Source organism: Streptomyces sp. NPDC047869 (assembly GCF_040704065.1).
Taxonomy (GTDB): Bacteria; Actinomycetota; Actinomycetes; order Streptomycetales; family Streptomycetaceae; genus Streptomyces.
In genome coordinates, this window is sequence record NZ_JBEYRK010000002.1 from 455568 (window position 1) to 477572 (window position 22005).

The 22005-nt window shown below is 72.9% G+C and carries 17 protein-coding genes and 2 rRNA genes; 5 read left to right on the forward strand and 14 right to left on the reverse strand.

The window, feature by feature from the left end:
• Window positions 1-121: 121 nt before the first annotated feature.
• Both AB0924_RS04645 and AB0924_RS04650 read right to left on the reverse strand, forming a co-directional pair.
• Window positions 122-748: an NUDIX hydrolase gene (locus AB0924_RS04645; protein WP_358934849.1), complete on the reverse strand. Its 627-nt coding sequence runs from the start codon at window positions 746-748 to the stop codon at window positions 122-124.
• Between the two features lie 83 nt (window positions 749-831).
• Entirely contained in the window at window positions 832-2481 is a 1650-nt protein-coding gene (locus AB0924_RS04650; RefSeq protein WP_358934847.1) for a CTP synthase, read from the reverse strand.
• Window positions 2482-3029: 548 nt separating this feature from the next.
• On the opposite strand from AB0924_RS04650, the gene AB0924_RS04655 reads away from it, so the two are divergent.
• From AB0924_RS04655 to AB0924_RS04665, 3 genes are all read left to right on the forward strand, one after another.
• Window positions 3030-4832 (forward strand): glycoside hydrolase family 15 protein, encoded by a 1803-nt coding sequence (locus AB0924_RS04655; protein ID WP_358935061.1) that lies wholly within the window; start codon window positions 3030-3032, stop codon window positions 4830-4832.
• Window positions 4833-4901: 69 nt separating this feature from the next.
• Window positions 4902-6284 carry an FAD-binding oxidoreductase gene (locus AB0924_RS04660; RefSeq protein ID WP_366910632.1) on the forward strand — a complete coding sequence of 461 codons (1383 nt, stop codon included), beginning with the start codon at window positions 4902-4904 and terminating at the stop codon, window positions 6282-6284.
• Between the two features lie 49 nt (window positions 6285-6333).
• Window positions 6334-7989: a PucR family transcriptional regulator gene (locus AB0924_RS04665; protein ID WP_366910633.1), complete on the forward strand. Its 1656-nt coding sequence runs from the start codon at window positions 6334-6336 to the stop codon at window positions 7987-7989.
• On the opposite strand, the gene AB0924_RS04670 is transcribed toward AB0924_RS04665, so the two are convergent.
• The 5 genes from AB0924_RS04670 to AB0924_RS04690 form a co-directional block, all read right to left on the reverse strand.
• Window positions 7986-9122 (reverse strand): glycosyltransferase family 4 protein, encoded by a 1137-nt coding sequence (locus AB0924_RS04670; protein WP_358934841.1) that lies wholly within the window; start codon window positions 9120-9122, stop codon window positions 7986-7988. The two genes, AB0924_RS04665 and AB0924_RS04670, sit on opposite strands and share 4 nt — an antisense overlap.
• A 400-nt stretch (window positions 9123-9522) precedes the next feature.
• Window positions 9523-11265, reverse strand: a complete 1743-nt coding sequence (gene recN / locus AB0924_RS04675; protein ID WP_366910634.1) for a DNA repair protein RecN — start codon at window positions 11263-11265, stop codon at window positions 9523-9525.
• A gap of 84 nt (window positions 11266-11349) precedes the next feature.
• The gene (locus tag AB0924_RS04680; protein WP_358934837.1) at window positions 11350-12258 is read right to left on the reverse strand and encodes an NAD kinase; all 909 of its coding nucleotides are present in this window, start codon (window positions 12256-12258) and stop codon (window positions 11350-11352) included.
• Window positions 12255-13070: a TlyA family RNA methyltransferase gene (locus AB0924_RS04685; RefSeq protein ID WP_366910635.1), complete on the reverse strand. Its 816-nt coding sequence runs from the start codon at window positions 13068-13070 to the stop codon at window positions 12255-12257. The genes AB0924_RS04680 and AB0924_RS04685 overlap by 4 nt, the downstream gene beginning before the upstream one ends.
• A 7-nt stretch (window positions 13071-13077) precedes the next feature.
• Window positions 13078-13371, reverse strand: coding sequence for a hypothetical protein (locus AB0924_RS04690; RefSeq protein WP_358935059.1), 294 nt, complete (start codon window positions 13369-13371; stop codon window positions 13078-13080).
• Between the two features lie 183 nt (window positions 13372-13554).
• On the opposite strand from AB0924_RS04690, the gene AB0924_RS04695 reads away from it, so the two are divergent.
• Window positions 13555-13902 carry a sterol-binding protein gene (locus tag AB0924_RS04695; protein WP_358934833.1) on the forward strand — a complete coding sequence of 116 codons (348 nt, stop codon included), beginning with the start codon at window positions 13555-13557 and terminating at the stop codon, window positions 13900-13902.
• Here the strand turns inward: AB0924_RS04695 and AB0924_RS04700 are convergent.
• From AB0924_RS04700 to AB0924_RS04715, 4 genes are all read right to left on the reverse strand, one after another.
• Window positions 13886-14752 carry an ABC transporter ATP-binding protein gene (locus AB0924_RS04700; RefSeq protein WP_358934831.1) on the reverse strand — a complete coding sequence of 289 codons (867 nt, stop codon included), beginning with the start codon at window positions 14750-14752 and terminating at the stop codon, window positions 13886-13888. The two genes, AB0924_RS04695 and AB0924_RS04700, sit on opposite strands and share 17 nt — an antisense overlap.
• Window positions 14753-14775: 23 nt before the next feature.
• Complete coding sequence (locus tag AB0924_RS04705; RefSeq protein WP_358934828.1) at window positions 14776-15822, reverse strand: iron chelate uptake ABC transporter family permease subunit; 1047 nt, start codon at window positions 15820-15822, stop codon at window positions 14776-14778.
• A complete protein-coding gene (locus AB0924_RS04710; protein WP_358934826.1) occupies window positions 15819-16862 on the reverse strand; it encodes an iron chelate uptake ABC transporter family permease subunit in 1044 nt (347 codons plus the stop codon). Before AB0924_RS04710 ends, AB0924_RS04705 begins: the two co-directional genes overlap by 4 nt.
• Before the next feature lie 158 nt (window positions 16863-17020).
• The gene (locus tag AB0924_RS04715; RefSeq protein WP_358934824.1) at window positions 17021-18046 is read right to left on the reverse strand and encodes an HAD-IIA family hydrolase; all 1026 of its coding nucleotides are present in this window, start codon (window positions 18044-18046) and stop codon (window positions 17021-17023) included.
• 73 nt (window positions 18047-18119) lie between these two features.
• Between AB0924_RS04715 and AB0924_RS04720 the strand changes: the two genes are divergently transcribed.
• Window positions 18120-19403, forward strand: coding sequence for a DUF1015 domain-containing protein (locus AB0924_RS04720; protein WP_358934822.1), 1284 nt, complete (start codon window positions 18120-18122; stop codon window positions 19401-19403).
• Between the two features lie 63 nt (window positions 19404-19466).
• Here the strand turns inward: AB0924_RS04720 and AB0924_RS04725 are convergent, their stop codons facing one another.
• From AB0924_RS04725 to AB0924_RS04735, 3 genes are all read right to left on the reverse strand, one after another.
• A complete protein-coding gene (locus AB0924_RS04725) occupies window positions 19467-20324 on the reverse strand; it encodes a hypothetical protein (RefSeq protein WP_366910643.1) in 858 nt (285 codons plus the stop codon).
• A gap of 1241 nt (window positions 20325-21565) precedes the next feature.
• Window positions 21566-21682, reverse strand: a 5S ribosomal RNA gene (rrf, locus tag AB0924_RS04730).
• Window positions 21683-21792: 110 nt separating this feature from the next.
• A 23S ribosomal RNA gene (locus AB0924_RS04735) occupies window positions 21793-22005 on the reverse strand; the annotation flags it as partial.

The window sequence follows — 22005 nt, forward strand, 5'->3', positions numbered from 1 at the left end:
GGATCAGGCGATCGTCACACCAATGCGCGGACGGCTGGGAGCGGGCCCCGGGCCGGGGTGGGTCCGGGGCCGGGGCGAGCGGGTCCGGGACGGACGCCGGGACCCTTCCCGGGCCTCGGGCTCAGGACTCGAAGGGGCGCGCGGGCCAGGGCGCGTCGGCCGGGCGCAGGCCGTCCAGGCCGTCCCCGCCCCGGGCGGCGACCAGCGAGAGGACGCCCACCACGAGACAGTTGTTGTGCACATCGCCGGCGAGCACCCGGCGCACCAGCTCGTCGACCGGCACGCGCGCGTGCTCCATGTCGGTCTCCTCGTGCTCCGCCTCGAACCGCTCGCCCTCGGCCTCGGAGAGATCACGGGCGAGGAAGATCCGTACGGCCTCGTCGCAGCCGCCGGGGGTGGTGTACACGTCGGTCAGCACCCGCCAGTCCTCGGCCTTGACGTGCGCCTCCTCGTACAGCTCGCGCTGGGCGGCGTGCAGCGGGTTCTCGCCGGGCACGTCGAGCAGGCCGGCCGGGATCTCCCACAGCTTGTGCCGCACCGGGTGCCGGTACTGGTTGATGAGCAGCACCCGGTCCTCCTCGTCCAGGGCGAGGACGGCGACCGAGCCGGGGTGCACCTGGTAGTCACGGCAGACCACCGAGCCGTCGGGCATGACGACCTCGTCCGTGCGCACGGAGGTCTTGTTGCCCCTGAAGGGGGTCTGGGTCGCCCGGATCTCCCACTCCGCGGGGGTGTCCTTGATCGTCATGCCCTGTCCTTCCACACGTGCGCGAGCGGCCGGGGCGCGATCCATTTGAATGGGCGCGCCCCGGCCACCGTACAACTCTCGTGTTACTTCGAGATCTTCCGCTCGACCGAGGCCTTCACCAGCCCGGCGAAGAGCGGGTGCGGGCGGGTCGGCCGCGAGCGCAGCTCGGGGTGCGCCTGCGTGGCGACCAGGTAGGGGTGGACGTCGCGCGGGTACTCCACGTACTCCACGAGCTTGCCGTCCGGCGAGGTGCCCGAGAAGAGGATGCCGGCCTTCTTCTCCAGCTCCGCGCGGTAGGCGTTGTTGACCTCGTAGCGGTGGCGGTGCCGCTCCTCGACGTACTCCTTGCCGTCGTACACCTCGCGGACGATGGAGCCCTCGGCCAGCTTCGCCGGGTACATGCCGAGCCGCATGGTGCCGCCCATGTCGCCCTCACCGGCCACGATGTCCATCTGCTCGGCCATCGTGGAGATGACCGGGTGGCCGGTGGCCGGGTCGAACTCGGTGGAGTTGGCGTCCGGGATGTCGGCGAGGCTGCGCGCGGCCTCGATCACGATGCACTGCAGCCCCAGGCAGAGGCCGAGCAGCGGGATCTTGTTCTCGCGGGCGTAGCGGATCGCGCCGACCTTGCCGAGGACACCGCGGTCGCCGAAGCCGCCGGGGATGCAGATGCCGTCGACGTCGCCGAGCTGCGCCTTGGCGCCGGCCGGGGTCTTGCAGTCGTCCGAGGTGACCCACTTGATCTTGACGCGGGCCTTGTTGGCGAACCCGCCGGCACGCAGCGCCTCGGTGACCGACAGATAGGCGTCGGGCAGGTCGATGTACTTGCCGACCAGGGCGAGGGTGATCTCGTGGTCGGGGTTGTGGACGCGGTCCAGCAGGTCGTCCCAGGTCCGCCAGTCGACGTCCCGGAAGGGCAGGTCGAGCTTGCGCACGACGTAGGCGTCCAGGCCCTCGGAGTGCACGACCTTCGGGATGTCGTAGATCGAGCGGGCGTCCGGGCAGGCCACGACGGCGGCCTCGTCGACGTCGCACATCAGCGAGATCTTGCGCTTGATGGCGGTCGGCACCTCGCGGTCGCAGCGCAGCACGATGGCGTCCGGCTGGATACCGATGTTGCGCAGGGCGGCGACGGAGTGCTGGGTCGGCTTGGTCTTCAGCTCGCCGGAGGGGCCGATGTACGGCAGCAGCGAGATGTGGACGACGAAGACGTTGTCCCGGCCGACCTCGTGGCGGACCTGGCGGACGGTCTCCAGGAACGGCAGCGACTCGATGTCGCCGACCGTGCCGCCGACCTCGGTGATCACCACGTCGACCTCGTCCGTCGCCATGCGGCGGATGCGGTGCTTGATCTCGTTGGTGATGTGCGGGATGACCTGCACGGTGTCGCCCAGGTACTCGCCGCGTCGCTCCTTGGCGATCACGGTGGAGTAGACCTGACCGGTGGTGACGTTTGCGGATCCGTCCAGGTCCCGGTCGAGGAAGCGCTCGTAGTGGCCGATGTCCAGGTCGGTCTCGGCGCCGTCGTGCGTGACGAACACCTCACCGTGCTGGAAGGGGTTCATCGTGCCCGGGTCGACGTTGAGGTACGGGTCGAGCTTCTGCATCACGACGCGCAGGCCGCGGGCCTTGAGCAGCATGCCCAGGCTGGAGGCGGTGAGGCCCTTGCCGAGCGAGGAGGCGACACCCCCGGTGACGAAGATGTGCTTGGTCGTCGTAGATTTCGGCGGCATGGCCAAGAGGGGGCTCCCGTGGTCGCTGTCTGTCGTGCGGTGCGGCTGCCGGTCCGGATGTTTCCGGGGGTCGCCGTCGCTGCGGTTCGGGGGTCTTCCACCACCGGTCCACGGGCTACCAGCGTAACAGCGCCCGGACGGGATGGCTCCCGGCCACGCTCCGCGCCCGGTCCTGCACGCAGCGGTCCGATCCGGGGCGGCGTCCGTCACACCCCTGTACACAGGCCTTCATTCGTCACATGCTCGTCACCTGCTGCTCACTCGTTCGGCCCACACGGGTTGCCGGGAGCGGCACGCAGATCAACTACGTGCGTCGTATCCTGCTCGGACACTCACCTGCCGAGCCAGTCCGGAACGACGGCACACCCCCGCCCGCGGTACCCGGAACAACGAGAGCGCGGCAGTTCGTTGAGCAACTGTCGTTTTGCCCCAGGGCTCGGCGGGCTGCTTTGCTTCACCGCTCAACGACGCACAACAACGACCCCTTGACCGCACTAGCGACAGCCCCCCTGCGCGGGGGTGACGTGGCCGTTCGACTGGAGTTGCACGTGGCCGGGCGCATCGAAGACTACGCACTCATCGGAGACATGCAGACCGCTGCCCTGGTCTGTCGGGACGGCACAGTCGACTGGCTGTGCCTGCCCCGCTTCGACTCGCATGCCATCTTCGCCGGCCTGCTGGGCACCGAGGAGCACGGCTTCTGGCGGCTCGGCCCGGCGCACGCGGCCGACTCACAGCCGCCCACCGCCGCCCGGCGCAGCTACCGGGGCGACTCGCTGATCCTGGAGTCCGAGTGGGACACCCCGCGCGGCACCGTGCGCGTGACCGATTTCATGCCCCCGCGTGACGGCGCCCCGCAGCTCATCCGGATCGTGGAGGGCGTCACCGGCCGGGTGCCGATGCGCTCGGCGCTCAGGATGCGGTTCTCCTACGGCCGGGTCGTGCCCTGGGTGCACAAGCACGAGGGCCGCACGGTGGCGGTCGCCGGACCCGACTCGGCGTGGTTCGACACGGAGGCCGAGACCTACGGCAAGGCGCTGACGACCTACGCCGACTTCACCGTCGCCCCGGGCGACCGGATCGCGTTCACCATCTCCTGGGAGCCCTCGCACAAGGAGCCGCCGGCGCTGCCGGAACCGGAGCAGTCGCTGGAGGCGACGGAGACCTTCTGGCGCGAGTGGGTCGAGCACTGTACGTACCACGGTCCGTACCGCGAGGCGGTGGTCCGCTCGCTGATCACCCTGAAGGCGCTGACCTACGCCCCAACCGGCGGCATCGTCGCGGCCCCCACCACCTCCCTGCCCGAGGACATCGGCGGCGTCCGCAACTGGGACTACCGCTACACCTGGCTGCGCGACGCGGCGATCACCCTGTCCTCGCTGCTGCGCACCGGGTACCGCGAGGAGGCCCGCGCCTGGCGCGAGTGGCTGCTGCGCGCGGTCGCCGGCGACCCCGAGAACCTGCAGATCATGTACGGCATCGCGGGCGAGCGCGAGCTGGGCGAGGCCGAGCTGGACTGGCTGCCGGGCTACGAGCACTCGGCCCCGGTCCGGGTCGGCAACGGCGCCGCGCACCAGCTCCAGCTCGACGTGTACGGCGAGGTCACCGAGGCCCTGCACCTGGCCCACATGACAGGTCTGGCCCGCAACGACTACGCGTCCCTGCTCCAGCTGAAGCTGATCCGCTACCTGGAGGACCACTGGCAGGAGCCGGACGAGGGCATCTGGGAGGTGCGCGGCCCGCGCCGGCACTTCGTGCACTCCAAGGTGATGGCCTGGGTGGCGGTGGACCGCACGATCAAGCTGATCGAGTCCGGTGACGCGGACGGCCCGCTGGAGCGCTGGAAGGAACTGCGCGACGACATCCACCGGGACGTGTGCGAGAAGGGCTACGACAAGGAGCGCAACACCTTCACGCAGTCCTACGGCTCCCAGGAGCTGGACGCCTCGCTGCTGCTGATCCCGCAGATGGGCTTCCTGCCGCCGGACGACAAGCGGGTGATCGGCACCATCGAGGCGATCCAGCGCGAGCTGTCCACCTCGGACGGCTTCATCCTGCGCTACCCCACCGAGGGCAAGGACGAGGGCGTCGACGGCCTCCCCGGCGACGAAGGGGCCTTCCTCGCCTGCTCGTTCTGGATGGCGGACGACCTCGCGATGATCGGCCGCGTGGACGAGGCGAGGAAGCTGTTCGAGAAGCTCCTCGCACTCCGCAACGACCTCGGGCTGCTCGCCGAGGAGTGGGACCCGCGGCTGCAGCGCCAGGTCGGCAACTTCCCGCAGGCGTTCAGCCATGTGCCGCTGATCGACACCGCACTGCGGCTGACGGCCTCCGGGGCGTACGGCGGCTGAACGCGACCGGGTGAGCCGCCCCGCCTAGGCTGGAGAGGCACCATTGCCCCTTTCCGGAAGGGGGCGGCCATGGCTTCCCCTTCGAAGGCGGGCGCGGCCCTCGCCGCGCTGCGCGAAGATCTTGCCGGCGACGTGTTCGCCCCCTCGGACCCGGGCTACGACGAGGCCCGCGCCGTCTTCAACGCGATGATCGACCGGCGGCCGGCCGTGATCGCCCAGTGCGCGGGCCCGGACGACGTGGTCCGCGCCGTACGGTTCGCACGGGACCTGGACCTGCCGGTCGCGGTGCGCGGCGGCGGCCACAGCGTGGCCGGCACCGCCCTCGGCGACGGCGCCGTCGTGGTGGACCTGCGCCGGATGCACGGGGTGAGCGTCGACCCGGCGGCCGAGGCGGTCCGGGTGGAGGGCGGCGCCACGATGAGCCATCTGGACCGGGCCACCCAGCCGCACGGCCTCGCCACCACCGGCGGCCGGGCCTCCACCACCGGCGTCGGCGGCTTCGTCCTGGGCGGCGGCACCGGCTGGCTGGACCGCGCCTTCGGCTACGCCGCCGACAACCTGCTCGGCGTGGAGCTGGTCACCGCGGACGCCGAGCGGGTGCACGCGAGCGCCGACGAGAACCCGGAGCTGTTCTGGGCCCTGCACGGTGGCGGCGGCAACTTCGGTGTCGCCACCGCGCTCACCCTGCGGCTGCACGACCTGCCCGAGTTCTCCATCGCCCTGCTGCTCTACCTGCCGCAACTGGGCCGGGACGTGGTCCGCATCTTCCGCGAGACCGTCACCACCGGTCCCGACGAGGTGAGCGGCGCCGTGCTGTATCTGACCGGCCCGCCCGAGGAGTTCGTACCGGCGGAGCTGGTGGGCAAGCTGGTGTGCGCCGCGCTGCTGACCTACGCCGGCGGCGAGGAGGACCTGCGCAAGCTCGCCGAGCCGCTGCTGGCGCTGCCCCACGAGGCGGAGATCGCCGGCGCGATGCCGTACGCGGACGTCCAGTGCATGCTGGACGATCCGCCCGGGCAGCGGAACTACTGGTCGGCGGAGTACGTGACCGGTCTGCCCGACGAACTGGTGGACGTCTACTGCGCCCGCGCGGAGAGCATGCCGGTACCGACCAGCACCCAGCACCTGCTGTTCCCGCAGGGCGGCGCGATCGCCGCCGGTCCGCACGAGTACCCGGTGCCCTACCGGGACGCGCCCTGGGCGGTGCACCCCTTCGCCATCTGGCAGGACCCGGCCGACGACGAGCGGGCGGTCGCCTGGGTGCGCGAGGTCCGCGCCGACGTCCGGCCGTGGAGCACCGGCGCCGTCTATCTGAACTTCATCGGGGACGAGGGCCGGGACCGGGTCAGGGCGGGACTGGGCGAGGGGAACCTGCTGCGGCTGGAGAAGGTCAAGCGGGCCTTCGACCCCGACAACGTGTTCCGCTTCAACCACAACATCCGGCCGGTGTAGCCGGGACACACGCTGTCGTCCGGGCGTTTGCGCAGGTAGCGTCCGCTGCATGGACAGCGGTACGGAGAGCAGACTCGCCACTCAGGGCGCCGGGATCACCGTTCGGCGGGCGCTGGAGCTGCCTGGGCTGCGCAGCGGACTGCCCGAGATCCTGGCGGGCGGCGACCGGCTGGGGCGCACCGTGCGCTGGGTGCACGCGGGCGAGGTGCCGAACATCGCCTCGCTGTTGAAGGGCGGCGAGCTGCTGCTCACCACGGGCTACGGGCTCGGCACCCGGCCCGCCGAGCAGCGGGCGTTCGTACGCACCCTCGCCGAGCGGGGGATCGCCGCGCTGGTGGTGGAGCTGGGGCCGCGGTTCACCCGGCTGCCCGCGGCGCTGGTGGACACCGCACGCGCCGCCGGGCTGCCGCTGGTCCAGCTGCATCGCGAGGTGCCCTTCGTCGCGGTCACCGAGGAGATCCACACGGAGATCGTCAACGGGCACTACGCGCTGCTGCAACGCGCCGAGGAGGTGCACCGGCGGTGCACGGAGGCGCTGCTGGGCGGTGGCGGGGTGCCTCAAGTGCTCGGCATCCTGGCCGACTTCTGTACCAACCCGGTGTTCCTGGAGACGGCGGACGGCCGGCTGCTGTACGCCGCCGGCCCGGGGCCCAAGGGCGCGGACCCGCTGCAGGTGTGGGAGGGGCTGCGCGGCCCGCACAAGGACGCGCCGCCGCCGGCCGGTTCGGTGCTCGTGGACGTTCCCGGCGGTGGGCCGGGGGCGGGGCCGGGGCCGGGGTCGGTACGGGCCCGGCTGGTGCTGCTGCCGGTCCGCTCGCCGCTGGCTCCGGTGCACCGGATGGCCGCGGAGCGGGCGGCGGGCATCCTGGCCGTGGTGCTGATGCAGGCCCGGCAGGAGGAGGAGCTGGCCGCGCGCGGCCGGGGCGACTTCCTCACCGACCTTGCGGAGGGCCGTATCACGGCGGAGGACGCCCCGGCGCAGGCCCGTGTGCTCGGGTTCAAGCCGGGCGGCAGCCCGCTGCTGCCGGTGGTGATGCGGGTCGGGGACTCCCTGTCCCCGTCCGGCGGCTGGGCGGTGCTGGCACGCGCGGTCTCCGAGGAACTGGCCGCGGTGGGGGTACCGGTGCTGCTCGGTGTCCGGCCGGTCGAGGGCCGGGTACTGGTCCTGCTCGGGCTGCGCGCCGAGTCGGAGCGGCCGGCGGTCGCTGACCGGGTGGCGGCGGCGCTGCGGGCCGGTGTGGAGCGGGCCGGGATGCAGCGGCCGGGCGCGGCCCCGCCGGTGGTGGTCGTCGGGGTGGCCGGCGGCTGGGCGGCCGCGTCGGCCGGGCTCCGGCACGCGGCGGAGACGGCGGCCGCGGCGCAGGGACTGTCCGACCGGCCCTGGTACGACGCCCGCCGCCTCGACATCGACCTGCTGCTGTGGCGGCTGCGCGACCACCCGGACCTGGCGGCGTTCGTGGACCGCGCGATCGGCCCGCTGCGCGACCACGACCACCGCTCCAAGCCGCCGCTGCTGCCCACCCTGGAGACCTATCTCGCGCACGCGGGCCGCAAGGCGGAGACCGCCCGCGAACTGCACCTCAACCGGCAGACCCTCTACAACCGCCTCGCCCGCATCGGGGAGTTGCTGGGCACCGACCTCGACGACCCGCAGACGGTACTGGCCCTGAGCCTGGCGCTGCGCGCCCGGCGCCACGCCCCCTAGGTCAGGGGTCTGGGCTGGGTGAGTTCGTCGTAGACGCTCAGGACCTGGGCGACGGTCTCGTCCTCGGTCGGCCAGGTCGCGGCCTGCCGGGGGCCCCGCTCGCGCAGCAGTTCACGGCGTCCGGGGTCGGCGAGGAGCCGGACGACGGTGGCCGCGAGGGCCTCCGCGTCGCCGTACGGGACGAGTTCGGCGGCCTCGCCCACGAGGTCCGGGATGCCGCCGACGCGCGTCGCGACGAGCGGCACGCCCGCCTGGAGCGCCTCCTGGGCCAGCACGGACCGGGACTCCCACCTGCTGGTGAGCAGCGCCAGATCGGCGGCCGCGAGCAGCTCGGGCACGTCGTCACGACGCCCGACGAGTCGTACCGGCAGTTCCTCGTCCTCGATCCGCCGCTGCAGTTCGGGCCGCAGCGGCCCCTCCCCCGCGACGACGACCAGCGGGACCGGGTCGAGGCCGCGCCAGGCGCGGGCCGCGTCCAGCAGGACGCCGTAGCCGCGCTGCCGGTCGAGGGAGCCGACGGAGATGAGCAACGGGCGTCCGGTGGCGCCGAGTTCGGCCCTCAGTTTGGGCCGCCCCTGGTCGATGTCGTCGGGGTCGGCGCGACGGCGCCGGCCGGGCAGGGCCACGGCCGCCAGCCGGGCGTCCCGCGCACCGGTGCGGCGGGCCCGGTCCACCAGGTCGGAAGTGGTGCCGAGCACCACGGCGGCGGTGCGCACCACGCGCCGTTCCAGCAGCCGCAGCAGATGCGCCCGCGCGCCCTCCGCCCGGGCCCGGTTGTGCCAGGTGACCACCAGCGGGGTGCCGCGCCCGCTGAGCGCGAGCACGGCGCGGAAGGAGGCGTGCAGACCGTGGGCGTGCACGAGGTCGGCGCCGGCGCAGGCCGCCCGAAGCGCGGCCACGGAGGCCGGGTCGCTGCTGCGCGGGACGTGCACATGGTCGGCGCCGGTCCCGGTGAAGTCGTAGGCGTGGTCGGCCTCGACGGGGGCGCACACCGTGACCCGCACGCCCCGGGCGACGAGCCCTTCGGCCAGGGAGCGTACGTGCGCGCTGCTGCCGGCGTTGCCCCCACCCAGCACCTGCACGGTGCGCAGCGGCGACTGGCCGTGCGGTGCGTTGCTGCTCACGGGGCTCACGGGGCCGGGGGCTCCTGATTCGGGGCGGGCGTCACGAGAAAACGTACCGAAGGTAGCGGGCCGGGAGGACCGAAAGGACGTACCGCGCGCCTCCCGCGCGGACCGCGTACACCACCAAGCATGCCAGGACGTACGGCCGTTCCGGCAAAACCCGGAGAGGCGCACATCACGGCGACCCGGAGCACTGCGCCGGAGCACGTTCACCCACACGGGTGAGAACCGGCCCGCGGCGGCCGAACCGCCCCGGCATCCGTACGCCGAGGTCGGAGTCTCACAGCGTCCGCGCCCAGGCGGTCACGGCGAGCAGCCGGTCGGCAGGCCGTTCCCTCATCAGGGTTCCCGGCCCTGCGGCCGCGGCTGATCATCCCACCACCCCGGGGCGCCGCCCTGGGGCGCCGCCCTAGAGGTCGGCGCGGGCCGTCGCCAGGAGTTCCTCCGCGTGGGCGCGGGCCGTTTCCGAGTCCTCCTGGCCGGCCAGCATGCGGGAGAGTTCGCGGACCCGTTCCTCGCCCTCCAGGACCTTGACGCCGGAGCGGGTCACCGTGCCGTCGTTGGTCTTCTCGACCAGGAGCTGGCGGTCGGCGAAGGCGGCGACCTGGGGCAGGTGGGTGACCACGACGACCTGCGCGGTCCTGGCCAGCTTCGCCAGCCGCCGCCCGATCTCCACCGCGGCCTTGCCGCCGACACCGGCGTCCACCTCGTCGAAGAGGTACGTCGGCACCGGGTCCGTGCCCGCGAAGACGACCTCCACGGCCAGCATCACGCGGGACAGCTCGCCTCCGGACGCGCCCTTGGCGATGGGCCGCGGCGGGGCACCCGGGTGCGGGGCGAGCAGCAGTTCGACCTCGTCGGCGCCGGCCGGGCCGTAGGCGACGGACCGGCCGCTGACCTCGACACCCTCGGGGTCCTCGGTCTGCCGGATGTCGAAGGACACGCGCGCGTGGGGCATCGCGAGCGAGGCCAGCTCGGCGGTCACGGCGGCGGCGAACCGCTCGGCGGCCTCGGTCCGGGCGTCCGTCAGGGCCTGGGCGAGTCCGCCCAGTTCGGTGCGCAGGGCGTCCCGCTCGGCGGTCAGCTCGCCGGTCCGCTCGTCGTCGCCCTCCAGCTCGGTGAGCCGGGCGGCGCTCCGCTCGGCCCAGGCGAGGACGGCGCCCACGTCGTCGCCGTACTTGCGGGTCAGCGCGCCGAGGGCGGCCCGGCGCTCCTCCACGGCGGCCAGCCGCAGCGGGTCGGCGTCCAGGTCGTCGGCGTATCCGGCCAGCTCTCCGGCCACGTCGGCGAGCAGGATGCCGACCTCACCGATGCGTTCGGCGAGGGAGGCCAGCGCCGGGTCGTGCGAGCGGACGGCCTCCAGGGCCCGGTGCGCGCCCCCGACGAGGGTCGTGGCGTCGATCCCCTCGGGGTCCTCGGGGTTGCCCGCGAGAGCGGCGTGCGCGGCGGACGCGGCGGATGACAGGGCCTCGGCGTGCCCCAGCCGTTCCGCCTCCTCGGCCAGCTCCACGTCCTCCCCGGCCCGGGGCTCGACACCGGCGATCTCCTCGAGCCCGTAGCGGAGCATGTCCGCTTCCTGGGCGCGCTCACGCCCGCGCGTGACGATCTCCTCCAGCTCGGCGGAGACGGCCCGCAGCCGCCGGTAGGCCCCGGCGTACTTGGCGAGCGGCACGGCGACGGCGTCCCCGGCGTACCGGTCGAGCGCCTGCCGCTGCCGGGTGAGCTTCAGCAGCCCCTGCTGGTCGGTCTGGCCGTGCACGGCCACCAGGTCGTCGGCCAGCTCGGCGAGCAGTCCCACCGGCACGCTGCGCCCGCCCAGGTGCGCCCGCGAGCGGCCCTCGGCGGAGACGGTACGGCTGATCAGCAGGGCGCCGTCGTCCAGCTCGGCCCCGGCCTCCTCCGCGCGTACGACGGCGGTGGCGTCCGGGGGCACGGCGATCCGCCCCTCCACGACCGCCTTACCGGCCCCGATCCGCACCAGGGCCGGGTCCGCGCGCCCGCCGAGCAGCAGTCCCAGGCTGGTGACCACCATGGTCTTGCCCGCACCCGTCTCGCCGGTGACGGCGGTGAACCCCGGTGACAGCTCGACCACGGCATCGTCGATGACCCCGAGCGACCGTATCCGCATCTCCTCCAACACGGAACAGACCATACGAGGTCCGGGGCGGGGAGCGCACATGGCCCGCCCGTGTCACCCCGGCGAGTGGCCCGCGCGGGGTGCGGAGGGCCGGGCCGGTCACTGGTGCGGCGCGCCCCGCCAGCCGGTGGTCGGCAGCGCGAACTTCGCGACCAGCCGGTCAGTGAACGAGGCGTGGTGCAGCCGGGCCAGCCGCACCGGCACCGCGCCGCGCCGCACCTCCACCCGCGCCCCGGGCGGCAGCTCGATGGTCCGCCGCCCGTCGCACCACAGCACACCCGGCGGAATGTGCGGCAGCACCTCCACCGCGAGCACCGAGTCCGGCGAGGTGACCAGCGGTTTGGCGAACAGCGCGTGCGCGCTGATCGGCACCATCAGCAGCGCCTCGACCTCGGGCCACACCACGGGCCCGCCGGCCGAGAAGGCGTACGCGGTGGATCCGGTGGGCGTCGACAGCACGATCCCGTCGCAGCCGAAGGCCGTGACCGGCCGACCGTCGATCTCGAGGACCACCTCGAGCATCTTCTCCGCGCCGGCCTTCTGCACGGCTGCCTCGTTCAGCGCCCAGTCGGTGTGCACGATGTCGCCGTTGCGGTGCACGACGACGTCGATCGTCATCCGCTCCTCGACCTCGTAGGAGCGTGCCACCACCCGGTCGACCACCCGGTCGAGGTCGTCCCGCTCGGCCTCCGCCAGGAACCCGACCCGTCCGAGGTTGACGCCGAGCATCGGCACCCCCGAGGCCCGGGCGAACTCGGCGCCGCGCAGCAGGGTCCCGTCACCGCCGAGGACGATGAGCAGCTCGCATCCGTCGAGGCACTGCGGGGTGGCCTCCTTGACGAGTCCCACCTCGTCCGGGAGCGGCAGGTCGCGCGCCTCCTCCTCCAGCACCCGCACCCCGATGCCGTGCCGCAGCAGCCCCTTGACCACCAGCTCCGCGCTGCGGATGGCCGCGGGCCGCCCGGTGTGGGCGAGCAGGAAAACAGTTCGCGCTCGGTTCTGTGTCAACGCGGCCCCTCCGCCACTGCTCGGTCGACCTCGGCCGGGTCCAGGCGGGGGGCGCCGGACCGCAGCCACAGAAAGTACTCGACATTGCCCGACGGTCCGGGCAGCGGACTCGCGGTGACCCCCCGCACCCCGAGCCCCAGTTCCCAGGCCTTGTCGGCCACCCCGCGCACGGCCTCCGCCCGCAGCTGCGGACTCCGTACGACACCCCCGCTGCCCAGCCGTTCCTTCCCCACCTCGAACTGCGGCTTGACCATCATCACCAGGTCGGCGTCCGGCTTCACGCACCGCTTCAGGGCGGGCAGCACCAGCCCGAGCGGAATGAAGGACAGATCACCCACGACAAGATCCACAGGTTCCCCATCGATCGCCTCAAGCGTCAACTCGCGTACGTTCGTACGGTCCTTGACGGTGACGCGTTCATCGTTCTGCAGGGACCAGGCAAGTTGGCCGTATCCGACGTCCACCGCGACGACGTGCGCGGCGCCCGCGCGCAGCAGGACATCGGTGAAGCCGCCGGTGGACGCGCCGGCGTCCAGCGCGCGCCGGCCCTCCACGGCGAGACCCAGCGGTACGAAGGCCTCGAACGCGCCGGCGAGCTTGTGGCCGCCCCGGGAGACGTAGTCGGGGTCGCTCTCGTCGGTCTGGACCACGATCGCCGCCGCCGTCTCCACCTGCGTGGCCGGCTTGGTCGCCACGGTCCTGCCGACGGTGACCCGTCCGGCGGCGATCAGCTGGCTGGCGTGCTCGCGCGAGCGCGCCAGCTTCCGGCGGACCAGCTCCGCGTCCAGACGACGGCGTGCGACTCCTGCCACGTTCGGTTCAGCTCCTGTGTTGGTACGGCGGTACGGGGACCGGGGGTCCGGGGCGCGAGTCGAGCGCGGTGAGCGCGTCGCGCAGCCCCCTGTGTACATCCTCGTACACCTCCACGTGGCCGTCGGTGGCGAGGTGGTCGGCGTCGGCCAGCCGCTGGAGCTGCGCGTCGACGTCGGCGTCGCCGGTGGAGGTGCGCGGGACGCCCAGGGGCGCGGGGGCCGCGGGATCGTCCCCGGGGTCGAGGGCGTACCCGGGGTCGGATCCGGCCGACTGCCCGGTCGCGGATCCGGGCCCGGGCACGGCGGAACCGGCCACCGGCGCGGTCGCGGGCACGGCCTCGGGCTCGGGCTTGGTCACGGTCTCCGCCGGGGCTTCGGGCACGGACTCGGTTTCGGCCTCGGTCACAGCCTCCGCCGGGGCCTCGGGCACGGACTCGCTCATGCCCAGACGCTACCCCGAACCGCTGGGGTACCGTCGGTGGCCATGGCCACGATCGAGGAGTGCCGCACCGCTCTGGGGAAGCTCTCGGACAACATGCAGGGCGCCGAGGGCGACGTCCGGGCGGCCGCCGCCCTGGACCGCTCGGTGAGCTGCCACATCACCGACCTCGACGTCACCTTCGTGGGCCGGATGACCGGCGGCCGGATCGAGGTCGACACGACGCACCCCGGGCCGCCCCGCGAGAGGGCGCAGATCAGGCTCGCCATGGCCGGCGACGACCTGGTGGGCCTGGTGGACGGCGAGCTGAACTTCGCGACCGCCTGGGGCCGCGGCCGGGTGCGCCTCGACGCGAGTCTGCTGGATCTGTTCCGGCTCAGGAAGCTGCTGTGAGCCGTGCCCTGCGGGCCGCCGGGACCACCAGCGGGGTCCCGGTCTCCGGGTCGTCGATGATCTGACAGCGCAGCCCGAAGACCTCCTCGACCAGCTCGGCCGTGACGATGTCGTTCGGCGCCCCCTCGGCGATCACCTCCCCGCCGCGCAGGGCGACGAGGTGAGTGGCGTAGCGGGCCGCGTGGTTGAGGTCGTGCAGCACGGCCACCAGCGTCCGCCCCTGTGTCTCGTGCAGTTCGGCGCACAGGTCGAGGACGTCGATCTGGTGCTGGATGTCCAGGTAGGTGGTCGGCTCGTCCAGGAGCAGCAGCGGGGTCTGCTGGGCGAGGGCCATGGCGATCCAGACGCGCTGGCGCTGGCCGCCGGACAGCTCGTCCACGTACCGGTCGGCCAGTTCGGCGACCCCCGTCTGCGCCATGGACTCCTGGACCACCCGCTCGTCCTCGGCGGACCACTGGCGCAGGATGCCCTGGTGCGGGTAGCGGCCGCGGCCGACGAGATCGGCGACCGTGATGCCGTCGGGCGCGATGGACGACTGCGGCAGCAGACCGAGCGTCCGGGCGACCTTCTTGGCCGGCATCGACTGGATGACCTGTCCGTCCAGCAGCACCCGGCCCTGGCTGGGCCTGAGCATCCGCGACAGCGCCCGCAGCAGCGTCGACTTGCCGCACGCGTTCGGGCCGACGATCACCGTGAAGGAGTTGTCGGGGATCTCCACCGACAGCTCTTCGGCGATGACACGCTGGTCGTAGGCGAGGGTGACCTTCTCGGCGGACAGGCGGTTCACAGTGCTCCTTCGGGTGTTCGGGTGCGAGCCGCGCGGGTCCGGCCGGCCCTTCGTGCCGCTCATGTCCTGCCGGTCCTTCGTGCCGCTCATATCCGGCCCGCCCTGCGCTCGGCGACCAGCAGCCACAGCAGATAGCAGCCGCCGAGCACGCCGGTGACCACGCCCACGGGAAGCTGGTCGGCGCCGAAGACACGCTGTGCGGCCCAGTCGGCGGTGACCAGCAGGGTGGCGCCCATGCAGAGGGAGGGCAGCAGGTTCGGGCCGGGCGAGCGGGTGAGGCGCCGGGCGAGCTGCGGCGCGGTGAGCGCCACGAAGCCGACGGGCCCGGCGGCGGCGGTGGCGGCCGCGGTGAGCAGCACGGCGGACACCATCAGCACCAGCCGCACGCGCTGCACCCGCACCCCGAGGGCGTTGGCGACGTCGTCGCCCATCTCCATCATCCTCAGCCCCCGCGCGTTGGCCAGGACCAGCGGCACGAGGACGGCGCAGAGCCACAGCAGCGGCCAGACCTGCTCCCAGTCACGGCCGTTGAGGGACCCGGTCATCCACACCACCGCTCGGGTCGCGTCGACCAGGTCGGCCTTGGTGAGCAGGTAGCCGTTGACCGCGGTGACGATCGCCGAGACACCGATGCCGACCAGGACCAGCCGGTACCCGTGCACGCCCTGCTTCCAGGCGAGCAGGTAGATGGCGAAGCCGGTCACCAGGCCGCCGGCCAGCGCGCCCGCGGCGACCTGGGCGGCGCTGCCGGACATCAGCACGATCACGACCAGCGCGCCCGCCGTCGACCCCTGGGACAGGCCGAGCACGTCCGGGCTGCCGAGCGGGTTGCGGGAGACCGCCTGGAACAGGGCGCCGCCGAGACCGAGCGAGGCGCCCACCAGCAGCCCCACCAGCACGCGTGGCAGCCGCAGTTCGTTCACGATGAAGTCCTGGTACGCGGTGCCGTCGCCGGCCAGCGTCCTGAGCACGTCGGCCGCAGGGATCCTGGCGTCGCCGGTGCCGATCAGCGCCACGCCCGCGGCGCAGGCGGCGAGCAGCAGCAGGGCGACGACGGTCAGCGCCCGCACGTCCAGGCGCAGGGACAGCCCCCCAGGAGTGCGCACGGCACGGCTCGTCCGTCGGGTCTTCACAGCTGGGCCGTCCTCCGCCGTCGTACGAGAAAGATGAAGACCGGGCCGCCGACGAGCGCGGTGACGATGCCGACCTGGAGTTCCGCGGGCCGGGCGACCACCCGGCCGAAAACGTCGGCACCGAGCAGCAGCACGGGCGACAGGACGGTCGCGTAGGGCAGGATCCAGCGCAGGTCGGGGCCGGTGAAGGAGCGCACGACGTGCGGCACCATCAGGCCGACGAACATGATCGGACCGCAGGCGGCGGTCGCGGCACCGGAGAGCACCGTCGCCGCGAGCATGGCGAGAGCCCGGGTGCGGTTGAGGTTCGCGCCGAGGGCGCGGGCGGTGTCGTCGCCCATCGCCATGGCGTTGAGCGGCCGGGCGAGCCCGAGCGCAAGCAGGGTGCCGGCCACCAGGAACGGCAGCACCTGCGCGATGGTCGAGTCCGTGGCCGAGGCCAGCGAACCCACCGTCCAGAAGCGCATCTTGCCCAGCGCCGCGCCATCCATGATCATCACGGCCTGGAGGTAGCCGTACAGCGCGGCGCTGATCGCCGTGCCGGCGAGCGCCAGCCGGACCGGGGTGGCGCCGCGGCTGCCGCCGAGGAACCACACCAGCGCGCCGACCGCCGCGGCGCCGCCGAACGCGAACCAGACATAGCCGGTGAGGCTGGTGACACCGAAGAAGGTGAGCGCCGTGACGACGGCGGCGGAGGCACCGGCGTTGATGCCGAGCAGCCCGGGGTCGGCCAGCGGATTGCGGGTCAGCGCCTGCAGCACCCCGCCGGACAGACCGAGCGCGGCACCGGCCAGCAGACCGAGGACGGTACGCGACATCCGCTCGTCCACGACGACGTCGCCGTACGTCCCCGTGCTGTGGAACAGGCCGTGCCAGACCTGGTCCGGCGACAGCGCTTTCGCGCCGACCGCGATGCTCGCGAGGGCGACGAGCACGAGGATCACGACCGAGAGCAGGAGCCCAAGGGCCCTTGCCGCCCGGCGGGTTGGGGGCGCGGGGGCGGTGTCCGCGCGCTGTTCCGGAGGACTGTCGACCAACACGAGGTTAGGTTAGCCTACCCTCCCATGCGATCTCGATGCCGCCTGCGCCGCCGGCCCCCGAGCCGGCCCCGCAGCCCGGAGCCGGGTACCCGGGAACGCCGCCCCGGCACCCCGTGACCGGCCACCGCTCCGCCCGGCGACCGGTCACCGTCCGGCCGTCAGAGTCCCAGCCGCGCCAGCGCCTTCTCCCCGTCCAACTCGCAGGAGCCGTCCCCGGCCGCCGTCCAGGCCGCCGCGCACAGGGCCCGCAGTCCGTCCAGGGTCTCGCCGTCGCCTTCGAGCTCCAGCCGGTCGGCCGCGGTCGCCGTCCACCCTCCGCACCGGAAACCGTCACCCTCACGGGTGATTTCCGGCTGCCCCGTGAGCAGCCCGCGCAGATCGGCGTCCACATACGTCGGCCGGTGCTGCGGCGGCGCGGCCAGCAGCCGGGGGCCGTCCGTGACACCGGTCAGCACCAGCAGTGAGTCCACGCCGCCGTTGAACGCGCCTTCGATGTCGGTGTCCAGCCGGTCCCCGACCACCAGCGGCCGCTCGGCGCCCGTCCGCAGGACGGTCTCCCGGTGCATGGGCGGCAGCGGCTTGCCCGCGACCTGCGGCTCCGCACCCGTCGCGATCCGCACGACCTCCACGGCCGCGCCGTTGCCCGGCGCTATTCCACGCCCGCTCGGAATCGTCAGGTCGGTGTTGGACGCGAACCACGGCACGCCCCGCGCCACCGCGTACGAGGCCTCCGCGAACCGGGACCACGTCAGGTCAGGGCCGCCGTACCCCTGCGCCACCGCCGCCGGATCGTCGTCCGCCGACTCCACCGGCGTGAGACCGCGTTCGCGCAGCGCCACCCGCAGCCCCTCACCGCCGATCACCAGCACCCGGGCCCCGGCCGGCACCTGCTCGCTGATCAGCCGGGCGACCGCCTGCGCCGAGGTGATGACGTCGTCCGCCCCGGTCGGTATGCCCAGCTCCGTCAGATGGTCGGCCACGACGTCCGGCGTCCGCAGGGCGTTGTTGGTGACGTACGCCAGATGCATGCCGCCCGTGCGGGCACGCTCCAGCGACTCGACGGCGTGCGCGATGGCGTTCCCACCCGCGTACACCACCCCGTCCAGATCGAGCAGCGCCGTGTCGTACGCCTCGCTCAGGGGCCGCCCACTGCCCTCGGGCCTCGTCCTGACGCCCTGGCTCATTGCACATCGCTCCTCGTTCGACCGTCTTTCCCCCGATCATCCCCCACCCCGCCGACACACGTACGATGCCGAAATGAACACAGCAGGTCACTCGGAAGCAACGGTGCGCCGAGGCCTGGAACTGACCCCGTTCCGAGGCCTTCGTTACGACCCCGACCGGGTCGGCAGCCTGGCTTCCGTCACCTCTCCCCCGTACGACGTCGTCGTACGCCCCGACGGCCTGCACCACCTCGAGTCCGCCGACCCGCACAACATCGTCCGGCTGATCCTCCCCCAGGCGGGTACCCCGGACGCCCGCAACGAACAGGCGGCCGACACCCTGCGCCGCTGGCTCGCCGAGGGCGTGCTGGCCCCCGATCCGGATCCCGCCCTGTACGTGTACGAGCAGCGGGACGGCGACGGCATGCTCCAGCGGGGTGTCATCGGCGCCCTGCGCGTCTCCGCCCCCGACGACGGCGTGGTGCTTCCGCACGAGGACGTCATGCCCCCGGTCGTCGCGGACCGCGCCGCCCTGATGCGCGCCACCCGGGCCAACCTCGAGCCCCTGCTGCTGACCTACCACGGCAACGGCACGGCGGCCGAGGTCGTCGAGCGCACGGTGGCCGGCCCCCCGCTGCTGGCGACGACCACCGAGGACGGCTTCCACCACCGCCTGTGGTCGGTCACCGGCCCCGCCGACCTGGCCGGCATCCAGGCCGACCTGGCGCAGCACCAGGCCCTCATCGCCGACGGCCACCACCGCTGGGCCACCTACCTGCGGCTGCAGTCCGAGCACCCCTCGCCCAGCCCCTGGGACCACGGTCTGGTCCTGCTGGTCGACACCGCCCGCTACCCGCTCCGCGTCCGCGCCATCCACCGCCTGCTGCACGGACTGCCGGTCAGGGACGCGCTGGCGGCCCTGGACGGACTGTTCCGGGTACGGCGCCTCGACGTGCCGCTGCCCAAGGCGCAGGAGGTGCTGGCGGACGCGGCCTGCGCGGGCAACGCCTTCCTGCTGGCCGGCGACGGCGCCTTCCATCTGGTCGACCGCCCGGACCCCGGCCTCCTGGACCGGACGATCCCCGCGGACCGTCCGGCCGCCTGGCGCTCCCTGGACGCCACCGTCCTGCACGCCACGCTCCTCGAGCACGTCTGGCACGTCCCCGAGGACTCCCCCGCCCACATCGCCTACATCCACGACACGGCGGCCACCGTCGCGAAGGCCGAGCAGGACGGCAGCACCGCCGTCCTGCTGCACCCGGTACGCGAGGAGGTCGTACGAGAACTCGCGCGGCAGGGCGTGAAAATGCCCCGCAAGTCCACGTCCTTCGGCCCGAAACCGGCGTCGGGGCTGGTGCTGCGCGCGCTGGAGCTCTGACCGGGCCCGGACATGTGAAAGGGCGGGACTCCGGGGAGTCCCGCCCTTTCACCTTTTCGGACGTCAGTCCTTGTCCTCGTCCGCCTTCTCCTCACGGCTCTCGTGGGAGCTCGTGTCGTCAGAGACCTCGCCGGCAGAGCTTTCGTCGTCAGGGCCTTCGTCGTCGGACCGGTCGCCCTCGACGGTGGCACCCTCGCCCTCGTCGGCGGCACCCTCGGCCTCGTCGGCGGGGCCGTCGCTCTCGTCGAGCGCGTCGACGAACTCGACACCGTCCAGCTCGGCGAGCCGGTCGGAGGCGTCCGTGCTGCCGTCGCGGTCGGCCTCCACGGCCTTGGCGAACCACTCCCGCGCCTCGCCCTCCCGGCCGGCCGCCAGCAGGGCGTCGGCGTAGGCGTAGCGCAGGCGCGCGGTCCAGGGCTGGACCGAGTTGGAAGCCAGCTCCGGGCTCTGCAGGGTCACGATGGCCGCGTCCAGCTGGCCCATGTCGCGCCGGGCGCCGGCCGCGACGAGCCGCATCTCGACCTGACCGGCCTTGTCCAGCTTGTGCACATCGGGGGCACCGGCCATGTCGAGGGCCTTCTCCGGGCGGCCGAGGCCGCGCTCGCAGTCGGCCATCACGGGCCACAGCTCCACGCTGCCGGTCATGCGCCGCGCGGCACGGAACTCGGCGAGGGCCTCGCTGTACTTCTGGTTGGCGTAGGCGGCGAACCCGGCGGCCTCACGCACGGCGGCGACACGGGACGCCAGTCGCAGCGCCACCCTGGAGTAGCCGTAGGCGCCCTCGGGGTCCTCGTCGATGAGCCGCGCGACCATCACCAGGTTCTTGGCGACGTCCTCCGAGAGCGTCTTGGGAAGGCTCTGCAGCTCCTGGCGGACGTCCTTGTCGATCTCCTCACCGGTGACGTCCTCCGGGATCGGCAGCCGCTTGATCGGCTCACGGTCCCGGTCCCGCTCGTCCCGGAAGCGGCCACCGCCGCGCCGGTCGTCACGGCGGTCGTCCCGCCCGTCGCGTCCCCGGAAGCCGCCGGGCCGGCCGCCCCGGTCGTCCCGGCGGGGCCCACGGCCACCCCGGTCGTCCCGGCCTCGGAAGCCACCACGGTCGCCGTCGCGGCGGTCGTCCCGACGGAAGCCACCACGGTCGTCACCACGGCGGTCGTCGCGGCGGAAGTCGCTGCGGTTGTCGTCGCGTCGGAAGCCGGGACGCTCCCCGCCACGGTCGTCACGGCGGTCGTCGCGCCGGTCGTCACGGCGGAAGCCGCGGTCACCGCGGTCGTCCCGGCGCGGTCCACGGTCGCGGTCGTCCCGCTGGTAGCCGGGACGGTGGCCCTGGCTCCGGTCGCCCTCACGGCGGTCGTCACGACGGCCGCCGTAACCACCGCGGTCACCGCGCTCGCCGTAACCACCGCGGTCACCGCGCTCGCCGTAGCCGCCACCACGGCGATCGTCGCGACGGTCCCCGCCACGATCGTCGCGGCGGTCGTCCCGACGGAAGCCACCACGGTCGTCGCCACGGCGGTCGTCGCGGCGGAAGTCGCTGCGGTTGTCGTCGCGTCGGAAGCCGGGACGCTCCCCGCCACGGTCGTCGCGCCGGTCGTCACGGCGGAAGCCGCGGTCACCGCGGTCGTCCCGGCGCGGTCCACGGTCGCGGTCGTCCCGCTGGTAGCCGGCACGGTGGCCCTGGCTCCGGTCGCCCTCACGGCGGTCGTCACGACGGCCGCCGTAACCACCCCGGTCACCGCGCTCGCCGTAGCCGCCACCACGGCGATCGTCACGGCGGTCGTCGCGGCGGAAGCCACCACGGTCGTCACCACGGCGATCGTCGCGACGGTCCCCGCCACGATCGTCACGGCGGTCGTCCCGACGGAAGCCACCACGGTCGGCACGGTCCCCGTGCCCGCCTCCGCGGCTGTCATCGCGCCGGCCGTAGCCACCACGGTCGTTGTCGCGACGGTCATTGTCACGACGGAAGCCGCCACGGTCCCCGCGGTAGCCGCCGCGGTCGCCACGGTCACCACTGTCCCGTCGCCGCTGGTCGCGCTCCGGTCGATCGTCGGGAGAGTTGGTGGACATGGTGACTCCTGTCTTAGGTACCGCAAGCATTGTAAAAACAAAAGGACCCCTGGTCCCAGCTGAACGCTGGGACCAGGGGTCCTCCAAAGATTGTTCGGCGGCGTCCTACTCTCCCACAGGGTCCCCCCTGCAGTACCATCGGCGCTGTGAGGCTTAGCTTCCGGGTTCGAAATGTAACCGGGCGTTTCCCTCACGCTATGACCACCGAAACCCTAATGGTTTCGAGCGAACAAGCACACTTTTTACTTGTGTTAGTTAGTTCAGCTCTAGCCGGCAACTGTTCGTTGCCTCAGAACTTACACAGTGGACGCGAGCAACTGAGGACAAGCCCTCGGCCTATTAGTACCGGTCACCTCCACCAGTTACCTGGCTTCCAGATCCGGCCTATCAACCCAGTCGTCTACTGGGAGCCTTACCCCATCAAGTGGGTGGGAGTCCTCATCTCGAAGCAGGCTTCCCGCTTAGATGCTTTCAGCGGTTATCCCTCCCGAACGTAGCCAACCAGCCATGCCCTTGGCAGGACAACTGGCAC